General features: G+C 48.3%; 15 protein-coding genes and 1 pseudogene. 15 read left to right on the top strand and 1 reads right to left on the bottom strand.

Features of this window, described 5'->3' with window-relative positions:
• The first annotated feature begins 3 nt into the window (after positions 1-3).
• The 9 genes and pseudogenes from PUP29_RS02340 (at position 4) to PUP29_RS12740 (ending at position 8,195) form a co-directional block, all read left to right on the top strand.
• Positions 4-852 carry an electron transfer flavoprotein subunit beta/FixA family protein gene (locus tag PUP29_RS02340; RefSeq protein WP_079547429.1) on the top strand — a complete coding sequence of 283 codons (849 nt, stop codon included), beginning with the start codon at positions 4-6 and terminating at the stop codon, positions 850-852.
• Between the two features lie 19 nt (positions 853-871).
• Positions 872-2,095, top strand: coding sequence for an electron transfer flavoprotein subunit alpha (locus PUP29_RS02335; protein WP_353423752.1), 1,224 nt, complete (start codon positions 872-874; stop codon positions 2,093-2,095).
• 47 nt (positions 2,096-2,142) lie between these two features.
• Entirely contained in the window at positions 2,143-2,979 is an 837-nt protein-coding gene (locus PUP29_RS02330; RefSeq protein WP_079547431.1) for a TIM barrel protein, read from the top strand.
• Between the two features lie 51 nt (positions 2,980-3,030).
• Complete coding sequence (gene melA, locus PUP29_RS02325; protein WP_079547432.1) at positions 3,031-4,365, top strand: alpha-galactosidase; 1,335 nt, start codon at positions 3,031-3,033, stop codon at positions 4,363-4,365.
• A 73-nt stretch (positions 4,366-4,438) separates the two neighbouring features.
• Positions 4,439-5,554 (top strand): GntR family transcriptional regulator, encoded by a 1,116-nt coding sequence (locus PUP29_RS02320; RefSeq protein WP_079547433.1) that lies wholly within the window; start codon positions 4,439-4,441, stop codon positions 5,552-5,554.
• Between the two features lie 17 nt (positions 5,555-5,571).
• Complete coding sequence (gene araB, locus PUP29_RS02315) at positions 5,572-7,242, top strand: ribulokinase (RefSeq protein ID WP_079547434.1); 1,671 nt, start codon at positions 5,572-5,574, stop codon at positions 7,240-7,242.
• Positions 7,235-7,933 carry an L-ribulose-5-phosphate 4-epimerase gene (locus tag PUP29_RS02310; protein WP_079547435.1) on the top strand — a complete coding sequence of 233 codons (699 nt, stop codon included), beginning with the start codon at positions 7,235-7,237 and terminating at the stop codon, positions 7,931-7,933. The genes araB and PUP29_RS02310 overlap by 8 nt, the downstream gene beginning before the upstream one ends.
• Before the next feature lie 11 nt (positions 7,934-7,944).
• A pseudogene (locus tag PUP29_RS12745) lies at positions 7,945-8,037 on the top strand (hypothetical protein); the annotation flags it as partial.
• 65 nt (positions 8,038-8,102) lie between these two features.
• Entirely contained in the window at positions 8,103-8,195 is a 93-nt protein-coding gene (locus tag PUP29_RS12740) for a hypothetical protein (RefSeq protein ID WP_079547436.1), read from the top strand.
• 517 nt (positions 8,196-8,712) lie between these two features.
• Here the strand turns inward: PUP29_RS12740 and PUP29_RS02295 are convergent.
• Positions 8,713-11,196: a glycyl radical protein gene (locus tag PUP29_RS02295; protein ID WP_079547437.1), complete on the bottom strand. Its 2,484-nt coding sequence runs from the start codon at positions 11,194-11,196 to the stop codon at positions 8,713-8,715.
• Positions 11,197-11,599: 403 nt separating this feature from the next.
• Between PUP29_RS02295 and PUP29_RS02290 the strand changes: the two genes are divergently transcribed.
• Genes PUP29_RS02290 through PUP29_RS02265 form a run of 6 tightly spaced genes read left to right on the top strand, consistent with a single transcriptional unit; the run spans position 11,600 to position 17,736 of the window.
• Positions 11,600-12,517, top strand: a complete 918-nt coding sequence (locus PUP29_RS02290; protein ID WP_079547438.1) for a glycyl-radical enzyme activating protein — start codon at positions 11,600-11,602, stop codon at positions 12,515-12,517.
• 43 nt (positions 12,518-12,560) lie between these two features.
• The gene (locus tag PUP29_RS02285; RefSeq protein WP_079547439.1) at positions 12,561-13,196 is read left to right on the top strand and encodes a class II aldolase/adducin family protein; all 636 of its coding nucleotides are present in this window, start codon (positions 12,561-12,563) and stop codon (positions 13,194-13,196) included.
• A gap of 10 nt (positions 13,197-13,206) precedes the next feature.
• Positions 13,207-14,064 carry an L-ribulose-5-phosphate 3-epimerase gene (locus tag PUP29_RS02280; protein WP_079547440.1) on the top strand — a complete coding sequence of 286 codons (858 nt, stop codon included), beginning with the start codon at positions 13,207-13,209 and terminating at the stop codon, positions 14,062-14,064.
• Positions 14,065-14,084: 20 nt separating this feature from the next.
• Positions 14,085-15,593 (top strand): FGGY-family carbohydrate kinase, encoded by a 1,509-nt coding sequence (locus tag PUP29_RS02275; RefSeq protein WP_353423749.1) that lies wholly within the window; start codon positions 14,085-14,087, stop codon positions 15,591-15,593.
• Between the two features lie 30 nt (positions 15,594-15,623).
• Positions 15,624-16,604 carry a sugar-binding transcriptional regulator gene (locus PUP29_RS02270; protein ID WP_079547442.1) on the top strand — a complete coding sequence of 327 codons (981 nt, stop codon included), beginning with the start codon at positions 15,624-15,626 and terminating at the stop codon, positions 16,602-16,604.
• Between the two features lie 34 nt (positions 16,605-16,638).
• Positions 16,639-17,736: a GntR family transcriptional regulator gene (locus PUP29_RS02265; protein WP_079547443.1), complete on the top strand. Its 1,098-nt coding sequence runs from the start codon at positions 16,639-16,641 to the stop codon at positions 17,734-17,736.
• Positions 17,737-18,371: the final 635 nt, after the last annotated feature.

Raw genomic sequence — 18,371 nt, 5'->3', positions numbered from 1 at the left:
GATATGAATATCATTGTATTTGTAAAGCAGGTACCGGATACCAGCGAAGTAAAAATAGACAGCAAAACAAATAATCTGGTGCGCGAAGGCGTCCCCAGTATTATCAATCCCTACGACGAAAACGGTATGGAAACCGCACTTGCCCTGCGCGATGAACTGGGTGGCAAGGTGACCGTCGTTTCCATGGGACCCATGCAGGCAAGCTCCACTCTGGAATATTGCCTTAAAATGGGGGCGGACGAGGCGGTGCTTGTATCGGACCGGCTGATTGGCGGTTCGGATACACTTGCTACGGGCTACACGCTTTCCGAGGTCGCAAAAAAACTTGGTTATGACCTGATTATATGCGGCAATGAGGCCATCGACGGATGTACGGGACAGGTGGGACCGATTATGGCAGAAAATCTGGGCATCCCGCAGTTCACATATGTGCGCGATGTACAGGTGGAAGCGGGTAGGTTGAAAGTACAGCGCGAGGTGGGCAGGAATATCGAGTTTTATGAAGCGGAACTGCCGGCGCTCGTATGCGTTTTAAAGGATATCAACCGACCGAGGAAAGCGGAAAAAACGGACAAGAAAGTCCGGTTGATGAAAGTTGCGGATTTAGATTTGGATCTCCAGAAAATTGGCAATGGTGGTTCGCCTACCAAGGTAGTAAAAATCAAGATGTCCGACGCACGGGCAAAAAGCTATGTGACGATTGACGATTCTCTTTCCGCAGAGGAGCGGATCCGCATGATCATAAACGGTGGAATCGAGAAAAAGGAAAAAATTGATCTCTGGCGGGGCACGCCGGAAGCGATCAGCGACAGGCTGATGGAATATGACGGTTTTAGCAGGTATATCGTTTGAACATATAGGGAGAAGAAATATGATAGTTGTTGATAAAAATAAATGTATCGGCTGCGGACTGTGTGCGAAAGCATGCTCGTTCGGCGCGATAGAAATGAGAGATAAGCTGCCCACGGTACTCGACACTTGCGTTTTTTGCGAGGAATGCGTTAAGGCGTGTCCTGTACAGGCGCTCAAAAATGACAGTGTTTCTGCGAAAAAACAGGATTTCAGCGAATATGCGGGCATATGGGCGGTCATGGAAATAAACCATGAGCGTGGACAGTTACAAAAGGTGTCGCTTGAGCTTCTGAGCGAAGCAAAGCGGCTGGCAGATATATTGGGAGAGCAGGTTTCGGCAGTGCTTCTTTGCCGCGATATTCCCGAGGATTTTGAACAGAACGTTGCCAATGTAGGATGCGACATAGTTTATATTGTGAAAAACGACCTGCTTGAAAGGTATGATACGGAGCTTTATACCAGCGCGGTCTGTGAACTTGCCAAACAATATAAACCGGCAGGCATCCTCTTTCCGGCAACGGAAAACGGACGCGACCTTGCGCCCCGTGTGTCGTGTAGGCTGCAAGTCGGGCTGACGGCGGACTGTACGGCCCTGGATATTGATGAGCAGCGTAATCTGGTGCAAATCCGGCCTACGTATGGTGGCAATATCATGGCTTCTATCATATCGCCCGACCATCGTCCGCAGCTTGCGTCCGTACGGCCGAATGTATTACTGGTAAACCCTTTGAAAACGCCTGCAGATACACAGTTTGTCTGCGTGGATATGGAGCTGGATGCAGAGAGCAGTAAGGCAAAGTTTGTAAAAGCGGTGGAAAAGGAAGGAGTGTTTCGTGACGTTGGAGAAGCGGAGATTGTCATTTCCGGCGGTTATGGGATAGGAAGCGCGGAGAATTTTCGGATACTGCAGAAACTGGCAGTTAAAATGGATGCCGCAGTGGGTGCGACAAGAAAGGCGGTAGACGAGGGTTGGGCGCCGTTCGACATACAGGTTGGCCAGACAGGGAAGACCGTCGCGCCTGAGCTTTATATTGCGTGTGGTATTTCCGGTGCATTGCAGCACACCATTGGCATAAAAAATGCCAAACACATCATTTCTATCAACACCGATCCGGCAGCGCCGATTTTTACAATGAGCGACGTAGCGATTATGGGCGACGCGGTGCAGGTGCTTAGCAGATTGTGCGATAAGGTGGAAAAGTATGGCAGGGATTCGTTGCTTACAACAGGTGGAGCAAAATAACGCGGTAAGCGACGGTATTGGCAGAACGGCTGAAAGGAGCAAAAGATATGTTCAAATATAGCTATGACGCGCTGGTATATTGCGGCGAGCCGATTAGAACGAGTATTGAACGTTTGGCAAAGTATGGATACGATGCGATTGAGATGTTGGGTGAACCGGACAACTTCAATATAAACGAAGTAAACGGGTTATGCCGTGATAACGGGATTAAAGTGTCCTCGACTTGTTCAATTTTTACACCGCAGCGCGATTTGGTACATCCGGATTATAAAATCCGTAACCACGCGAAAGATTATGTGAAAAAAGTCGTCGATTTTACTGCGGCTCTTGGCGGAGAAAAGGTTATCGTCGCTCCGACGGCGTGTTCGAAAGTCGCGCCTATTGCAGATATTGAAGAAGAACTTAGCTGGGCAGTGGAGAATGTCCGCGAGTGTGCTGAATATGCACAAAAATGCGATATTACGATTTGCCTTGAATCGTGGAACAGGTATGAAACGTATATCACGCACAGCCTGTCGCGCGTGCTTGCCTTATTAAAGCGGATCGATATGCCGAATGTAGGCGTGATGGGCGACACGTTCCATATGAATATAGAAGAGGCGGACATGGCGCAATCGCTGATCGAATGCGGAAAGGATCTGGTGCACATCCATCTGGCGGACAGCAACCGCGCCGCGCCGGGAGCCGGACATATCGATTTCGAGCCAATCATAAAGGCACTGGTTGAAATCGGATACGATGGATACCTGACGTTTGAGCTTCTTCCCGCAGGGGCAGATCCGTTCGCTGTGATGGCGCAGGGCGGTTGCGATGAGTTTTATGACAAGTACACCAAGATGGCGATCGACACCATCAAAGCGGTGGAAAAGAAATTGAATGTATAACCGGGCTGGATAAATCGGTTTACATAAACAAAAAAATTGCGGAGGGGAAAAATGAACAAAGTAGTAATCATTGGTGCAGGCAGTGCAATGTTTGCAAAGAAGCTGATTGGAGATTTACTTCTCTACGATGATATCAGGATCGACAATATATCGCTCGTTGATATTAATGTGGAAAAACTGGAAGTGATGGAAAAAGTTGCAAAACAACTTTGCAAACAAGCTAAGAAGGATGTTATAATTAAAGCAACCGATAAGCGCAGAGAAGTGCTTGAGGATGCTACTTATGTAATCAATACCATCAATGTCGGGGGAGTGGAACAATACAAGTTGGATCTCGAAATACCGGACAAGTATGGGGTGCATCAGGCTATCGGTGACATTATCGGACCAGGGGGGATGTTCCGTTTCTTGCGCGCATATCCCGAGATACTCGCGATTTGCCGCGACATGGAAGAATTGTGCCCGGATGCATATTTATTCAATTATACGAATCCCATGGCCCCGCTTTGTCTGGCGCTGGGCAATGCGACGCCGATCAAAGTATTTGGTTTTTGCCATAACGTGCAGAGTACTGCGCTACAATTATCGGCGTATCTTGAGGTGCCGCGTGAACATGTGTCCTTTTGGGCGGCGGGCATCAACCACATGGATTGGTTTTTGCAGTATAAAGTGGACGGCAAGGATGCCTATCCCGAGCTTTTCAGACGCGCTGAAAAGGTGGAGGATATTATCAAGATGGCCGACCGTGAGCCTGACTATATTACGATGGGTGTACGCCTTGTCGATATTGTCAGGTTCAAAATTATGCAGAACTTTGGGTATTTCGTATCCGAATCGCCTTTCCATATGTCGGAATATGTTCCGTATTTCCGCAAAAACGAACAGGCGATCCGCGATTTGCAGGTAGACAGAAGATGGTGGCTGGACCATGAGATGGCGGCCGATGATTATTTTGAAGAACTTAAAGGCATGTTGGAAAAGGGGGAGGAGATCCCGATGGTCAAGACGTTTGAATACGCGCCGGAGATCATACATGCCAATTTGACGGGCAAGCCGTTTCGGGCGAACCTCAACGTAAAGAATACGGGGCTGATCGAGAATCTGCCCAGGAACAGCATCGTGGAAGTGCCGTGCTATGCGGACTCCGAAGGAATTCACCCGTGCTATGTAGGCGAGTTGCCGGACGCATTGGCTGCGCTTAATATTTCCAATATCAATGTGCATGTGCTGATGGCAAAAGCCGCAAACGAAAAGAAACTGCAATATATCTATGAGGGCATCAAGATGGATCCGCTGACGGCTGCTATACTCAATCTGGACCAGATCAATGAAATGGTCGGGGAACTCATTGATGCTAACAAGGAATATATTGCTGATTTTAAATAGAATGACAGAAGCGCGAAAGGGCTTATGTTTCCTGCGCGGCTACTGATAATTTGTAATAGGCGAGGACGGACTCTTGAAAACACAAGCTGCAGAGACAACTAATTTTAAATACAGGGCGTTGCGCGACTGGTTGGTCGAAAATATCGATAAAGGCCGGTTTCAATACGGCGACAAACTGCCATCAGAGAACATGTTGTGCAGTAAGTTTTCAGTCAGCAGGCAGACGGTGCGCAAGGCGTTGGACGAACTGGAAGATGCAGGCGCGATCGAACGCCGCAAAGGTAGCGGTTCGTATGTCAAAAAGCAGATGCTGAAACCGAAAAATAATATGGTCGGCGTTTGTATGAGTTTTCTCGATAACTATATTTTTCCGGAGGTCCTGTCAGGGATCGAAGGAGTGCTGACGGAGGCAGGCTATGGCATTGACCTCGGATTCGGGCATAACCGTGTGGAAAACGAAGCGCGGTTTTTAGAACGTATGATCGATTCCAACGTAGCGGGACTCATTGTGGAAGGTGTCAAATCCGCTTTGCCAAATCCGAATATCAAATATTACAAGGCGCTTACGGCAAACAAGGTGCCGATTGTATTTGTCAACAACTATTATCCTGATTTTCCGTGTACCTGCGTGCTGATGGAGGACGAGAAGTGGACATACGACATCACCAATCTGCTGATTGCCGCCGGACATAAAAAAATAGCCGGATATTTTAAGTTTGATGATTTGCAGGGACATTGGCGTTACGCCGGTTATATCCGTGCGTTGATGGATGCGGGACTTGAAGTGGACGAGAACTGTATCGGTTGGTATGATTCATCCAATACGGCACATACGCCGCAGAAGATGGATATGCTGGAGGAGGACCTTGTATCGTCGATCGACGAATGCACCGCTCTTGTATGTTACAATGATTTTGTAGCTAAGAGGCTGATAGGTAAGCTGGATAAAAAAGGCAGGAAAGTGCCGGATGATATTTCGATTGTCGGCTTTGATAATTCGGTGGATGCGAAGATCAACGGGAACGACTTGACATCCGTTAACCATCCCAAGGAAAAGGTAGGGATCGAAGCAGCGAAGAGATTGCTGCACTTGATTAAAAATCCGGAGGAAGTCAAGGAAGAACGCGTGTGCTGTTATATGCCTTCCTTTATTCGTGAAAGAAGCTCTATCAAAAAAATATCGGAGTAATGTAAAGGAGTCGGAAAATGGCGAAATATTCTATCGGTATCGATTTTGGCACGCTTTCAGGGCGCGCTCTGCTTGTGGATGTCCGTACGGGCGAGGAAATCGCGACAAGCGTGTATGATTATCCGCATAAGGTAATGGACGAGATGCTTCCCAGCGGGAAAAGGTTGGGCGTGGATTTTGCTCTGGAGCATCCGCGGGACTATTTGGATGTGATTGAAAAGACGATATCGGCGGTGATTCGCGAAAGCGGCGTTTCGCCGGATGATATTATCGGAGTGGGCGTGGACTTTACGGCCTGCACGGTGATGCCGGTCAAGGCAGACGGAACACCTGTCTGCTTTCTCCCGGGATTTAGAGACAATCCGCACGCATACGTCAAGCTATGGAAACATCATGCGGCGCAGGATAAGGCAAACAAGCTGAATGAAACAGCGGCTGCACGCGGGGAAAAATGGCTGGCGCGCTATGGAAACAAAATATCCTCGGAATGGCTAGTGCCGAAAATCTGGCAAATCCTTACCGACGCACCAGAGGTATACGAGGAAATGGACTGCTTCATAGAAGCGGCGGACTGGATCGTGTGGCAGCTCACCGGTAAGGAAACACGCAACTCATGCTGCGCCGGGTACAAGGCGATTTGGCATAAGCAGGACGGCTATCCGTCCAAAGAATTTTTCGCGGCCCTCGACCCGAGGCTTGAAAACGTGGTGGAAGAAAAGCTGGGAGGGGAGATATTGCCATTGGGGAGCTGCGCGGGAGGAATCACGCCGGAAATGGCGGCAAAGACAGGTCTTGCCGTAGGTACGCCCGTTGCGGTTGGGAACGTGGACGCGCATGTATGTGTGCCTGCGGTAGGCATCGACGGCCCGGGTAAAATGCTCGCAATCATGGGCACCTCGACATGTCACATCCTGATGTGCGAAAAGGAATGTAGTGTGCCGGGGATCTGCGGTTATGTAGAGGACGGCGTGATGCCGGGGCTCGTCGGCTATGAAGCGGGGCAGTCATGCGTGGGAGACCATTTTGCATGGTTAGTGAATAACTGTGTGCCACCACGGTATTTTGAAGAGGCAAAGGCGCATGGTATGGATATTCATGTATACCTGCAGGAAAAGGCGAGTGAGCAAAAGCCGGGAGAAAGCGGCCTTTTGGCGCTCGATTGGTGGAATGGAAACCGTAGCGTACTGGTAGATGTAGACTTGACGGGCATGATGCTCGGGATGACTCTAACCACGAGGCCGGAAGAGATGTATCGCGCGCTTGTGGAAGCGACGGCATACGGAACGCGAAAAATCATTGAGAATTTTGAAGAGAACGGCGTACCGGTCGATGAGTTTTATGCATCCGGCGGGATTGCGGAAAAGAGCGCGTTTGTTATGCAGATTTATGCGGACATCATCCGAAAGCCAATCAAAATTTCGGGAAGCGCGCAAGGTCCGGCGTTGGGGGCGGCGATTTTTGGCGCGGTTGCGGCAGGAAAGAAAAATGGCGGGTACGACAGTGTGTATGATGCGGCCCGCATGATGGGAAAATTAAAAAATATCACGTACTTGCCCAATGAAGAAAATGCAAAGGTGTATGATAAATTGTATGCGGAATACAGCACGCTGCATGATTATTTTGGTACGGGCGGCAACGACGTGATGAAACGCTTAAAGGAAATCAAGAAAGGCGTTCAGAATGCTTGAACAATTAAAACAGAAAGTATATGAAGCAAACATGCTCCTTCCGAAATACGGGCTGATTACGTTTACATGGGGAAACGTGTCCGGTATTGACCGTGAAAAGGGACTCTTTGTCATCAAACCGTCCGGCGTGGAATATGAAAAGCTGCGTCCGGAAGACATGGTGGTAGTGGACCTTGAGGGTAAGGTGGTGGAAGGAGATTTAAATCCGTCTTCGGATACGGATACGCATCTCGTGCTGTACAGACATTTCAAAAATATCGGCGGCATTACGCACACGCACTCGCGTTGGGCAACCGCGTGGGCTCAGACAGGTAGAGGGCTTCCAGCTTATGGAACAACGCACGCGGACTACCTGTACGGTGAGGTTCCGTGCACGCGCGCGCTGACCATGGAAGAGATTAGAGGCGAGTATGAATGGAACACAGGCAAAGTGATTGTTGAAACCTTTGAAGAGTTGGATCCTGATTTGATGAACGCGGTGCTTGTGAGAAGTCATGGGCCGTTCGTATGGGCGGAAAACGCGACGAAATCCGTGGAAAAGGCGGTCGTGTTAGACGAAGTGGCAATGATGGCGTTTGTAGGCGAAGCTGCGACGGCCTGCGCAATGAAAGCGATTCCGCAGGAACTCCTGGATAAGCACTATTTGCGCAAGCATGGAAAGCACGCTTATTATGGACAGAAACAAGAGTAAACTTATGAAAGCATTCGGGCAAGCAGTATAACCGGACGATTCCCTTAAATGAGATCGATATGGATTTCATGAATCTAAACCAGAGCGCGCACGGCGACCGTGAAGCGCCGGCAAGGATGATTTTCGAATCCGCCGCCGGAAAAGCGATATTACTGTATCGCTCGTCGATATGGGAGGCAGAATGCGGCTGACCGTGGCCGACGTTGAGTGTGTAAAGCCTATCGGAAAGATGCCGAATCTGCGTACGTCCGCAAAAGCATAGATACTCGCGGATGGTGCGCACCATTCGGTACTCAGTTATGCGCTTAACGCGCAGCACATGTGTGATTATGCAGAAATGGCAGGTATTGGACCTGTCCACATCGGTAAGGACATCGATATGAATAATTTTAAAACGGGATCTTGCGCTTTTGGACATGTTGTGGCAAATGAAACTGAAGTAGCATAAAGATAAAAGAGGATGATTTAAGCATCCTCTTTTTGTTTCTTCAATTATTGTTTCGCTCGTCAACGCAAAAAGCGGGAATCAAGGAATCGATGATTTTATAGCGGAGCATGGGGAAAAGTCATAGTTATCTTGAAATCCTTGAAAATTCCACAAATTACATCGTAGGTCCTCTTTAAGGTCTGCGGATCGTATCGTTTGCCATATAATAAATAATCCCCAGCTTTTCGTTGCAAAAAGCTTCTATTATATGCTGTTTGTACGTTGGATTCAAAAGCGGAAGAAACATAAAAACCCCTTTCGTGAAAAGGGGTTTTTATGTGATAGTTTGTCTCTATAAAACATGCTCGGTCCTTGCGATTATGTCATTTTGCAGGTCACGGTCAAGCGGCGCGAAGAGCGCACTGTAGCCTGCCACGCGGACCATCAGGTCTTTATACTTCTGCGGCTCTTTTTGAGCCTCTTTCAGTATATCCGCGTTGACTATATTAAACTGGATGTGCATTCCTTTTAGATCGCCGAGGAAAGTGCGTACCAGCGATATAAACTTTTGCCGTCCCGCTTGTGTATCCACAGACGCGGGACTTAGCTTCAGATTAAGCAGTGCACCACCCGATACAAGCACGGTAGGCAGTTTGCTGACCGACTTTAGAGAAGCCGTGGGCCCGTGCGTATCTGTGCCATGCATAGGAGCGGTAGTGTCTGCAAGGGGCTCTCCCGCGACACGTCCGTCAGGCGTCGCGCCTACCATCGCCCCAAACGGTACGTTGGCGGAAATGGTACTGGTGGACGGCTGCCACATGGCGCCGATAGGGCCACGACCATAACGAGTCGTCTTGTATTTTACGATTTCTTCGCAGATGAAGCGGAAATATTCGACAGTCAGCTCATCCACGTAATCGTCATCGTTACCAAATTTAGGGGCACTTACAAGGATTTGCTGAATCTCAGCACCGGTAGGCGAGGTTTCCATATCCTTGAAATTCGTATGGAGAGCATGCATAACCTGTGCAGCCGTCAGCGTTTTGTCCTCAAAAACGACTTTTTTGATGGCGGCGAGGCAGTTACCCACGTTGGCGGTGCCGATGAATTCCGGCCCGGCATAATCGTAATACATGCCGCCTTCTTTAAGGCCGCGCCCACGGCCGATACAATCCTCAATAAGCATGGAAACGAGCGGATCGCCGATATACTGCTCGGTGCATTTATCAATGATGTTGTCCCAGATGACCTGCTCGCGGATATACCATGCGCTGAATTGCTTGATTGCCTCAAATACCTCATCGAAGGTTTTGAACGTTGTCAGGTCACCGTTGCCGGCGTGGGGGCAGATGCCCGTCCTCGGATCGACGCCGTTGTTTAACGCGACCTCGACAATCTTGCCCAAATTGATCAGACCGGAACCGTTGGGACGGTGTCCGCATTTGCCTTCGCACACGGCTTCCACACAGCCGACTACGGAATATTCAGTCGCGTCTTCCACGGACATACCACGGTTGACAAGCGCTGGAATATAGATTTCGTCGCTGTAAAACGCGGGTTGTCCGCCGCCAAGGCGGATACAGTCAAGACACGCATGGATAAACTTGTTGGAGACACGGTCGTGGTAACGCGCGGACACGGAGGGCGTATGTAAACGGATAGCGGCTTGTGTTTCCAACACAAGGTAGGAAAGCTCGTTGGTGGCATCGTGGCCGTTTTTGTCCTGTCCGCCGATGGTAATGTTCTGGAAAAGCTGATAACCAGAAAACGATTTCTGATTGTCAAAGGTAAAAATCTTGTTCAATTGGAATAGTTTCAAAAACAAGCAGCTCAAAAGCTCCACCGCGTCGTCAGCGGATTCCAGTTCGCCGGATTCAAGGTCGTTCTTATAAAAGGGATACAGATTAGTATCCATGCGGCCGAGCGAATAGGAATGTCCGTTGTTTTCAATTTGGATAACCAGATTGATGAACCAGTACGCCTGCAGCGCTTCATGGAAAGTACGCGCGGGGTATTCAGGCACGCGGTTGCAGATTTCGGAAATCTTATAAAGTTCCGCCTTACGCTGCGGGTCATTTTCTTTTTCACCCATCTCTTTTGCAAGCGTGGCGTAGCGGTGCGCAAAGGCGGTGATGGCATCGCACAGGATGACGCAGGATTGCAAAAACGGCAGTTGCGTCATATCGTCCGGCACGGAAAGATCAAGTGAATCAATTTTGGAGAGAGCTTGTTTTTTAAAGGAAATCAGACCCTCGTAAGCGACACGCTTTAAGTCCACCGTCAGGTGACCGTCCGCGCCGTTCATCAGCCAGTAGGAATCGACCGCGCCGATGGCGCCTGTATTGCGAATATCGTCCGTAAGTAGCTTCTCGCAATGCTCGGCATGCGTTTTGCCTTTCCAGAAAGGAGCCAGTTCACGTATGTTTTTTTCGTGTTCTTCGCTGATGATAAAGCGGTCGCCCTGACGTTGGTCGGGACGCATGGGCTTGCCGTCAAGCTCGTCGATGATCCAATTAATGGAAAATTCGGGAAAGACGGGTGCGCTGCGGGGTGTGGATGCCTGGTTGCCAACCAGAAGCTCACCATCCAAAATAAAAATACTCATTTCTTCCAATACTTTTTTGAGCGCCTTGGCACGCAAGATATAAATATTTTCCCCTTCGAATTCTTGATACGCCTTGGTAACGGCTACCGCGCGCTGGGAACAAATAGTGGGAGCGGAAGCAAGCAAAAGGTTGCGCAGGTCCTCGATTCTCTTGCTGCGGTAAACAGTCTTGCCGAGAATCGAAGCATTGGTGTCCTTATATCGTTTCGTAACTTCGTCGACATATTTCATGACAAAATTCTCCTTTTCTGAAAAATAACATTTATGAATCGCCCGGCCAAAATCCGGCGGTATTGGAAACTTACATGTGGGAAACGATAGATGTCTTCTTGTGTTGATTATAGGTGCAATACGTCGGGTTGTAAACGGCAAAAAGCCTGTTTTAAGCCATTTTATAACAACTTTCTACTTAGGTGGGCAGAATTTATAACAACATTTCTGACATATGTTTTCCAAGTTGTTATACCCGTAAAATATGTTGTATTTGAATCGGAATTTAGTCTTGAGTTTCCGTTTTGAGTACTCTAACATATGATTTGACAAGTGTCATAAATATTGGAATCCACACTATCATTTTTTACACGGCGCCCGAAACGATACACTTCAGATATTTTCAGAAAAAAGGAGAAATAGAATGGAGAGAACGGGAAAAGTATTTAATATAGAAAAATTCCATATCCATGACGGCGAAGGAATCCGTACGGCCGTTTTCCTGAAAGGATGCCATCTGCAGTGTCCGTGGTGCAGTAATCCGGAATCCCAGAAAACGGGCAATGAAATCGTAGTATTCGATAATCTGTGCACTGCTTGCCTGCGCTGCGAGAATCTATGCCCGCAAAAGGCGATATACCATATTGAAAATAGAATACGTACCAACACTACGCTCTGTAATTTCTGTGGTAAATGTGTGGAAATGTGCCCTACGTCTGCGCGTCAGATCTATGGTGAAGATATGACGGTAGCGGAAGTTATACGCGAGGTCATGGAAGATGAAATATATTACGCGCGTTCGGGCGGCGGCGTAACGGTCACCGGCGGGGAGCCGCTTTTGCAGGCGGAATTTGTGCAGGAGCTGATTGCGGCATGCAGGAGCGAATATCTGAGTGTAGCGGTAGAAACATGCGGCATTGTGAGTTGGGATAAGATGTGGATGGGGCTGGAAAACGCAGATGAAATCCTGTTGGATATTAAGACTACGGATCCGCAGAAGACAGTAGTTATCATGCCGAACGGAAGCGACGATTATATTGGTGTTTTAAGAAACAATATCCGCAAACTAAGGCAGAAAGATAAAAATGTGATTTTCAGATGCCCGATCATCCCGGGCTTCAATGATACGAAATCCCATGTGATGTCTGTTGTCATTTGGGCGAAAGAATTTGACGTACAGCGTATTGACCTGCTCCCTTTCCATCAGTTTGGCAGGCATAAGCACCGCGCACTGGGCCTTGGCTATGTAATGGAAGATAAGAAGCAACTGCAAAACGAAGATATGGAAAATTTGAAATCTCTGATTGAACGCGCTGACCTTACATGTATAGTCGGCGGCTGAAAACGGTACCAAAATTCATTTTAAATAAACGGAGGATAAAACAATGTATGAGGAAGACAAAAAGGCAGTCATAGCGGCGGCGCTCGAAATGAAAGACAACAGGCTGATTACGCTTTCGGGCGGCAATGTGAGTGTCAGAAAAGAAAACGGTGACATCATTGTCACGCCATCCGGTATGAGTTATGTGGGCATGGTGCCGGACGATTTGATTGTTTATAACAAAGAGGGTGAAATCATTGAGGGCACGCGCAAGCCGTCGGTAGATACGGTTGCCCTGCAATATATTTATGAGCATATGCCGGAAGTGAATGCAATCATCCACACGCATCAGCCCTACGCGACGGCAGTAGGCCTGATCAGCGACAAGCTGCCGGCCTGTTGCACCACGCTTTCCAACGTGGCGTTGGGGGAAGTATATGTCGCACCGTACAGCACGCCGGGCAGCCTTGAGATGGGGATACTGACTGTGGACTATTCCAAAGGAAAACGCGCCGTCATCCTGCGCCACCACGGCGTAGTTACTATTGGCGGTAACCTGAAAGAGGCACTCTATGCGGCGGTATATACGGAAGACGTTGCGCGCAGTTATCTGGCTGCCAAGGCAGCGGGCGATCCGGCGGTCATGACGGAAGAAGAAGATAGGCTCGCGGTGGAAATGTTCAGCAGGTACGGACAATAAGGGGAAAGGCATGGGCTTAAAAGACTGTAAGGTAGGGCTTTACGAAAAAGCTTTGCCCAAAAGCTTCGGATGGAAACAGAAAATAAAAGAGGCAAAAGCAGCTGGATACGATTTTATCGAGATCAGCATCGATGAAACGGATGAAAAGATAGCGCGGGTCCGGTCGGGCAACCCGCAAGGCATAGAAATTAGGGAAGCGCTGCTGGAAGAGGATTTTCCCTTGCTGACGATGTGCCTGAGCGGCAACCGGCGTTTTCCAATCGGCAGCATGGACGATGGTACGCGCAATACAGGACTTGCTTTGATACGCGAGGCGGTGGATTTTGCAGTTGCGGCGGGCGTACGTATTGTGCAGCTTGCGGGTTATGACGAATATTACGGCCCGCGAAGCAAGGAAACAGAACGGCGATTTTTGGACGCGCTGCGCAGCGCGACGGAATATGCTGCGCAGCGTGCGGTGACGTTGGCGATTGAAAACGTGGACACCGATTTTATGAATACGCTCAGCAAAATCAAGACCTATGTCGATGAGGTGGATTCTCCGTGGCTTAAGATATACGCGGACATTGCGAATCTTACCGCCTGTGGCATGAGCATGCAGGATTTATATGAGGATATCGGCTGCGCATACACGGATACGATCGCATGGCATGTGAAGGACGGAAAATTAAACGTCATTCGCGATACGCCGTACGGCACCGGAATTGTGGATTTCGACACATTCTTTACGTTCCTAAAAGAAAAAGAATACGCCGGATTATTCGTCATGGAAATGTGGTCGGACCAAACGGAAGAGTCCGTCCGGTATGTGCGGACTGCACGGCAGTTTTTGGAAGAGAAAATCGAGATGGCGTATGGGAAACGATAGGAAGGAAGGCGGAAGAAGATATGGCGGGAAAATATTACATCGGGCTGGATAACGGCGGCAGCGTGTCCAAGGCGGGTCTATTTGATTGTGCAGGAACCGAACGCGCAGTGGCGACGGCAATCGTGCCGCAAATATTGCCACAGGCCGGTTATGTGGAGCGCGATACAAACCTGCTGTATCAGGCAAACGTGCAGTGTATTCGTGAAGTCATCAGGAAAAGCGGCGTAGAACCACGGGAAATCGGCGGCGTTTCGGTAACGGGGCACGGCAACGGGTTATACCTGATCGGCAAGGATGGTAAGCCGTCTTATAATGGCATCATCTCAACAGATATGCGTGCTGCGGATTTGGTGGAAGCATGGCTGGATGACGGAACGTTTGATAAAATCCTGCCTAAAACAAAACAATCGTTATGGGCAGGTCAGATCGTTCCGCTTCTGAAATGGTTTTCGGTAAACAGACCGGAGGTCATAAAGCGGTCGCGGTATGCGTTTAGCTGCAGCGACGTGATCCGTTATTTTCTGACGGGCGAGGCTTGGGGAGAGATTTCCAATATGTCGTCCATCAGCGCCATGGACCTTGAAAAGGGTGAGTATTCACGTGAAGTGCTCACGGCCCTGGGTGTAGAAGACTGCATGCGGCTACTGCCGCCACTGCGGCGTTCGACAGATGTTTGCGGCAAGATCACGGGGCAGGTGGCGCGGGAGACAGGTCTTGAACCGGGAACAATTGTCGCGGGAGGATTGGTCGACTTTACCGCTTGCCCGATTGCCACAGGTATCGTCGACGAAACGGTGCTCAGTATTGTTGGCGGAACATGGGCGATCACCTGTTATGTGGATAAACAACCAGTTGAGGACAAGGATTTATTTATGTCTTCTATCTATACGGTTGACGGATATTATAATATAATGGAAGGTAGCATGACGTCCGCTAGCAACTTGGAATGGTTCATCCAGAAAATACTCAAGGATGAAAATAAAAGCAGCAAGGAATATTACGAGCTGTGCAATGAGATGGTGGATTCCAAGCAGCCGGAAGATTGCGACGTGGTATTTTTGCCGTATTTATATGGAACGAACGCAAACCCCAAGGCAAAGGCGTGCTTTATAGGCCTTACATGTATGGACGATAAGGCAAGCATGCTGCGCGCTATTTATGAGGGTGTGGTTTTTTCCACTTGTTACCACGTGGAAAAGCTGATGGGCTACAAGAAAGATGGCGTAAAGGTCGCGCGTATATCGGGTGGCCCATCCAACTCCAGAGTATGGGTACAGATGTTCGCGGATGTGTTGGATATGCCCATCGAGGTTTGCAGGGCGGGAGAGTTGGGAACGTTGGGCGCGGCGATGTGCGCGGCGGTTGCGGATGGGCAGTTTGCAGATATGAAACAGGCGGCACAGACATGCTACCACGCCGACTATACTTGTGAACCCAACCATATGAACGTGGAAATTTATGCCCGTAAATATAAAAAATTCAAAAAGCTGGTCGATACACTGGACGGTTATTGGTCCGTATGTGTTTGACGCAGGAGCAATAGGGCGGTGAGAACGTAAGTGGACGGTAAGAACGACATCCAGATCATGGTGCAGTGCGCCAAAATGTATTATACGGAAAAGATGACGCAGGCGGAAATTGCTAAAAAGTTAGGAATTTCGCGTTCCGGCGTGTCGATGATGCTTTCGGAAGCGATGGAGAATGGGATCATTGAAATCAATATCAAGGACCCATACGCCAACAACGATTCGCTTTCGGGCATCTTTAAGGACCGCTTTCACCTTGATGACTGCCGTGTCATACCGACCAACGTGACCAGTGAGGAAATGCTCATCCGAATCGTTTCCTCGCAAGGCGGGTTGCTCGCGTCTAAGATACTCAAAAGTCATTCCGCCCTTGGTATTGCATGGGGACGGATGTGCTATGAATTTATGCAATCCTTTCCAATCAGTAAAGATATCTACGATGTGAACGTAGTGCCGCTTTTAGGTGGCTCTAACCGTGTAGGTATGGAATATCAGCTCAACGAAACGGTGCGTATGTTCGCGGAAAAGCTGCATGGCACGCCGTCATTTATCTATGCACCCGCAATTGTAGAGACGATTGCGGACCGCGCGCTTTACATGCAGAGCGTATATATGCAGTCTATCGTGGAAAAATGGGCGAATATCGATTTTGCCGTAATATCGGCAGGTGCGCCGCCGAACTATTACGAAAATAATATGCAAGTTCCATTGGACCGCATGATTGATATGATTAATGAGAATTATGGGAAGCCGGTAGGCGATATTTGCGCTTTCCGTATTAATATCAAGGGCGAATTCGTCAATAATGATTATAACAGCCGTATCATCGGTATCGGTGAGGAATATCTGAAAAAGGCGGGTAAGGTAATGGGGATTATTGCTGGAGAATACAGGGCGCTTTCCGCCATCGGCGTACTTAATACCGGATTGCTTAATTATCTGGTGATCGATGAGAGAACCGCGCAGCGCGTACTGGAAATTTTAGACAGAAAACTCATTCATTGCTTGCAGTGAAGAAAATTTTAAGGCCGGAGGCCCTAAGAACGGTATGGACGACAGCAGTAAAAATTTTAATTTTAAGTATATTATCCTCAAACAATGGATCGTGGATAATATCAAAAACAAAACCTTCCGGCAAGGAGATAAATTGCCGTCCGAGAATTTGTTGTGTCGGAAATTCGGGATCAGCAGGCAGACGGTGAGGAATGCAATGGCGCAATTGAGCGAGGAGGGTGTAGTTAAAAAGGTACGCGGAAGCGGGATGTACGTCAACAAAACATTCGCGGCTGCTACGTCCAAAACAGTCGGGATCTTGATTAGTTATTTAAACGAATATATATTCAAGCATATTTTCAAGGAGATCGAAACGGTATTAAAGCTCGAGGGATACGAAATCGACCTTTGCATTTCTGAAAACAGGATTGAGCAGGAACGCGGTTTTCTGGAGCGTATGTATCATTCGGATGTTGCGGGGCTGATCATCGAGGGAACACGCTCTGCGCTACCCAATCCGAATATCGAATATTACCGCAAGCTGGAAGAAAAGGAAGTTCCTTTCCTGTTTATCCATAATTATTACAGTGACGTGAAATGTCCGAGTATTCTGATGGACGACATTGGAGCATCCAAAAAAATGACGCAAATGCTCATTGAAGCAGGACATACCGATATTGCGGGAATTTTCAAGGGAGACGATTTGCAGGGACACAGGCGTTACTTGGGATACGTACAGGCACTTGGTGAAGCGGGCATTCCCGTACGCGAGGAACTAATTGGCTGGTTTTATTCTAATTATGATAATAATATCCTGTTGGAAATCAGTATCAAGGCCATTCTTGACACGCTCGATTATTATACGGCGATGATCGCTTATAACGACTTGATTGCGTTGGAGATCAACAGGTTTTACGTGCAAAATGGAATCAGCATCCCAAGGAATGTTTCGATGGTCAGCTTCGACGATGGCGCAGCGTCTAGTAATCTGGGGATCATTTCAGCCAAACACCCCAAAAAGATGCTGGGTATTGAAGCGGCAATGCGTATATTGCGTATGATACGCGAGGGCAGGGACGCGATTCCTCCTGTGCCGTATGTGATTAATACGGAACTTGCGCTGCGGGATTCTATTAAAAAAATTGCCAGATAAATTATAAAGTGTAACCAGCGAGGCTACCGCAAAAAGGCGGATTTTTATATGTAGGTGGAATACCGATAAAGGTAATGGAAAGCTGTTGCCGCTGTGTGTAATTGACCGTTTATCCGATACCGCCGCCGGATGTTAGGCAGGCTGAACCTTTGTTTGCGTAGTGTGCGGGAGTATATAAACCAGCCGTATTGGATAGATGATAGTATTCTTATTTCCAGTACAATGGAACAAATAACAGATTAGCACCCCGCGCCATACTACAGCAAGAGACATCTCGAACCTGTGCTATTTTGATATGGGTGCAGACAATTCCGTAGCTATTACGAACAATGTGGGCAAACCATGCCTCCTGTTCAAGGGAGCATTGTGAAATCTATCAACCAACGGTATAACAAACAGATAGCCCGCATTATAAGTGAGCGGACTTCTGATTCCAAGGTAAAGCTATTATGACACCGGAAATCAATTTGTTATGCCTGAAGCGAGATAATCAAATTAGCGATTTAATGCACAAAACGACCAGAAGTATTGTTCAGTGGTGCGTGTCGGCAACAATATTGATATCCTTGCCATTGGTAAAATAAGATTTTGGAAGCTTGAAAGCAGAAAACGGAAATATTCTAAACTTCTATTTT

The sequence above is a fragment of the Christensenella massiliensis genome (assembly GCF_040409835.1).
GTDB classification, from domain to species: Bacteria; Bacillota; Clostridia; order Christensenellales; family Christensenellaceae; genus Christensenella; species Christensenella massiliensis.
This window is presented reverse-complemented; position numbering and strand designations above follow the sequence as displayed.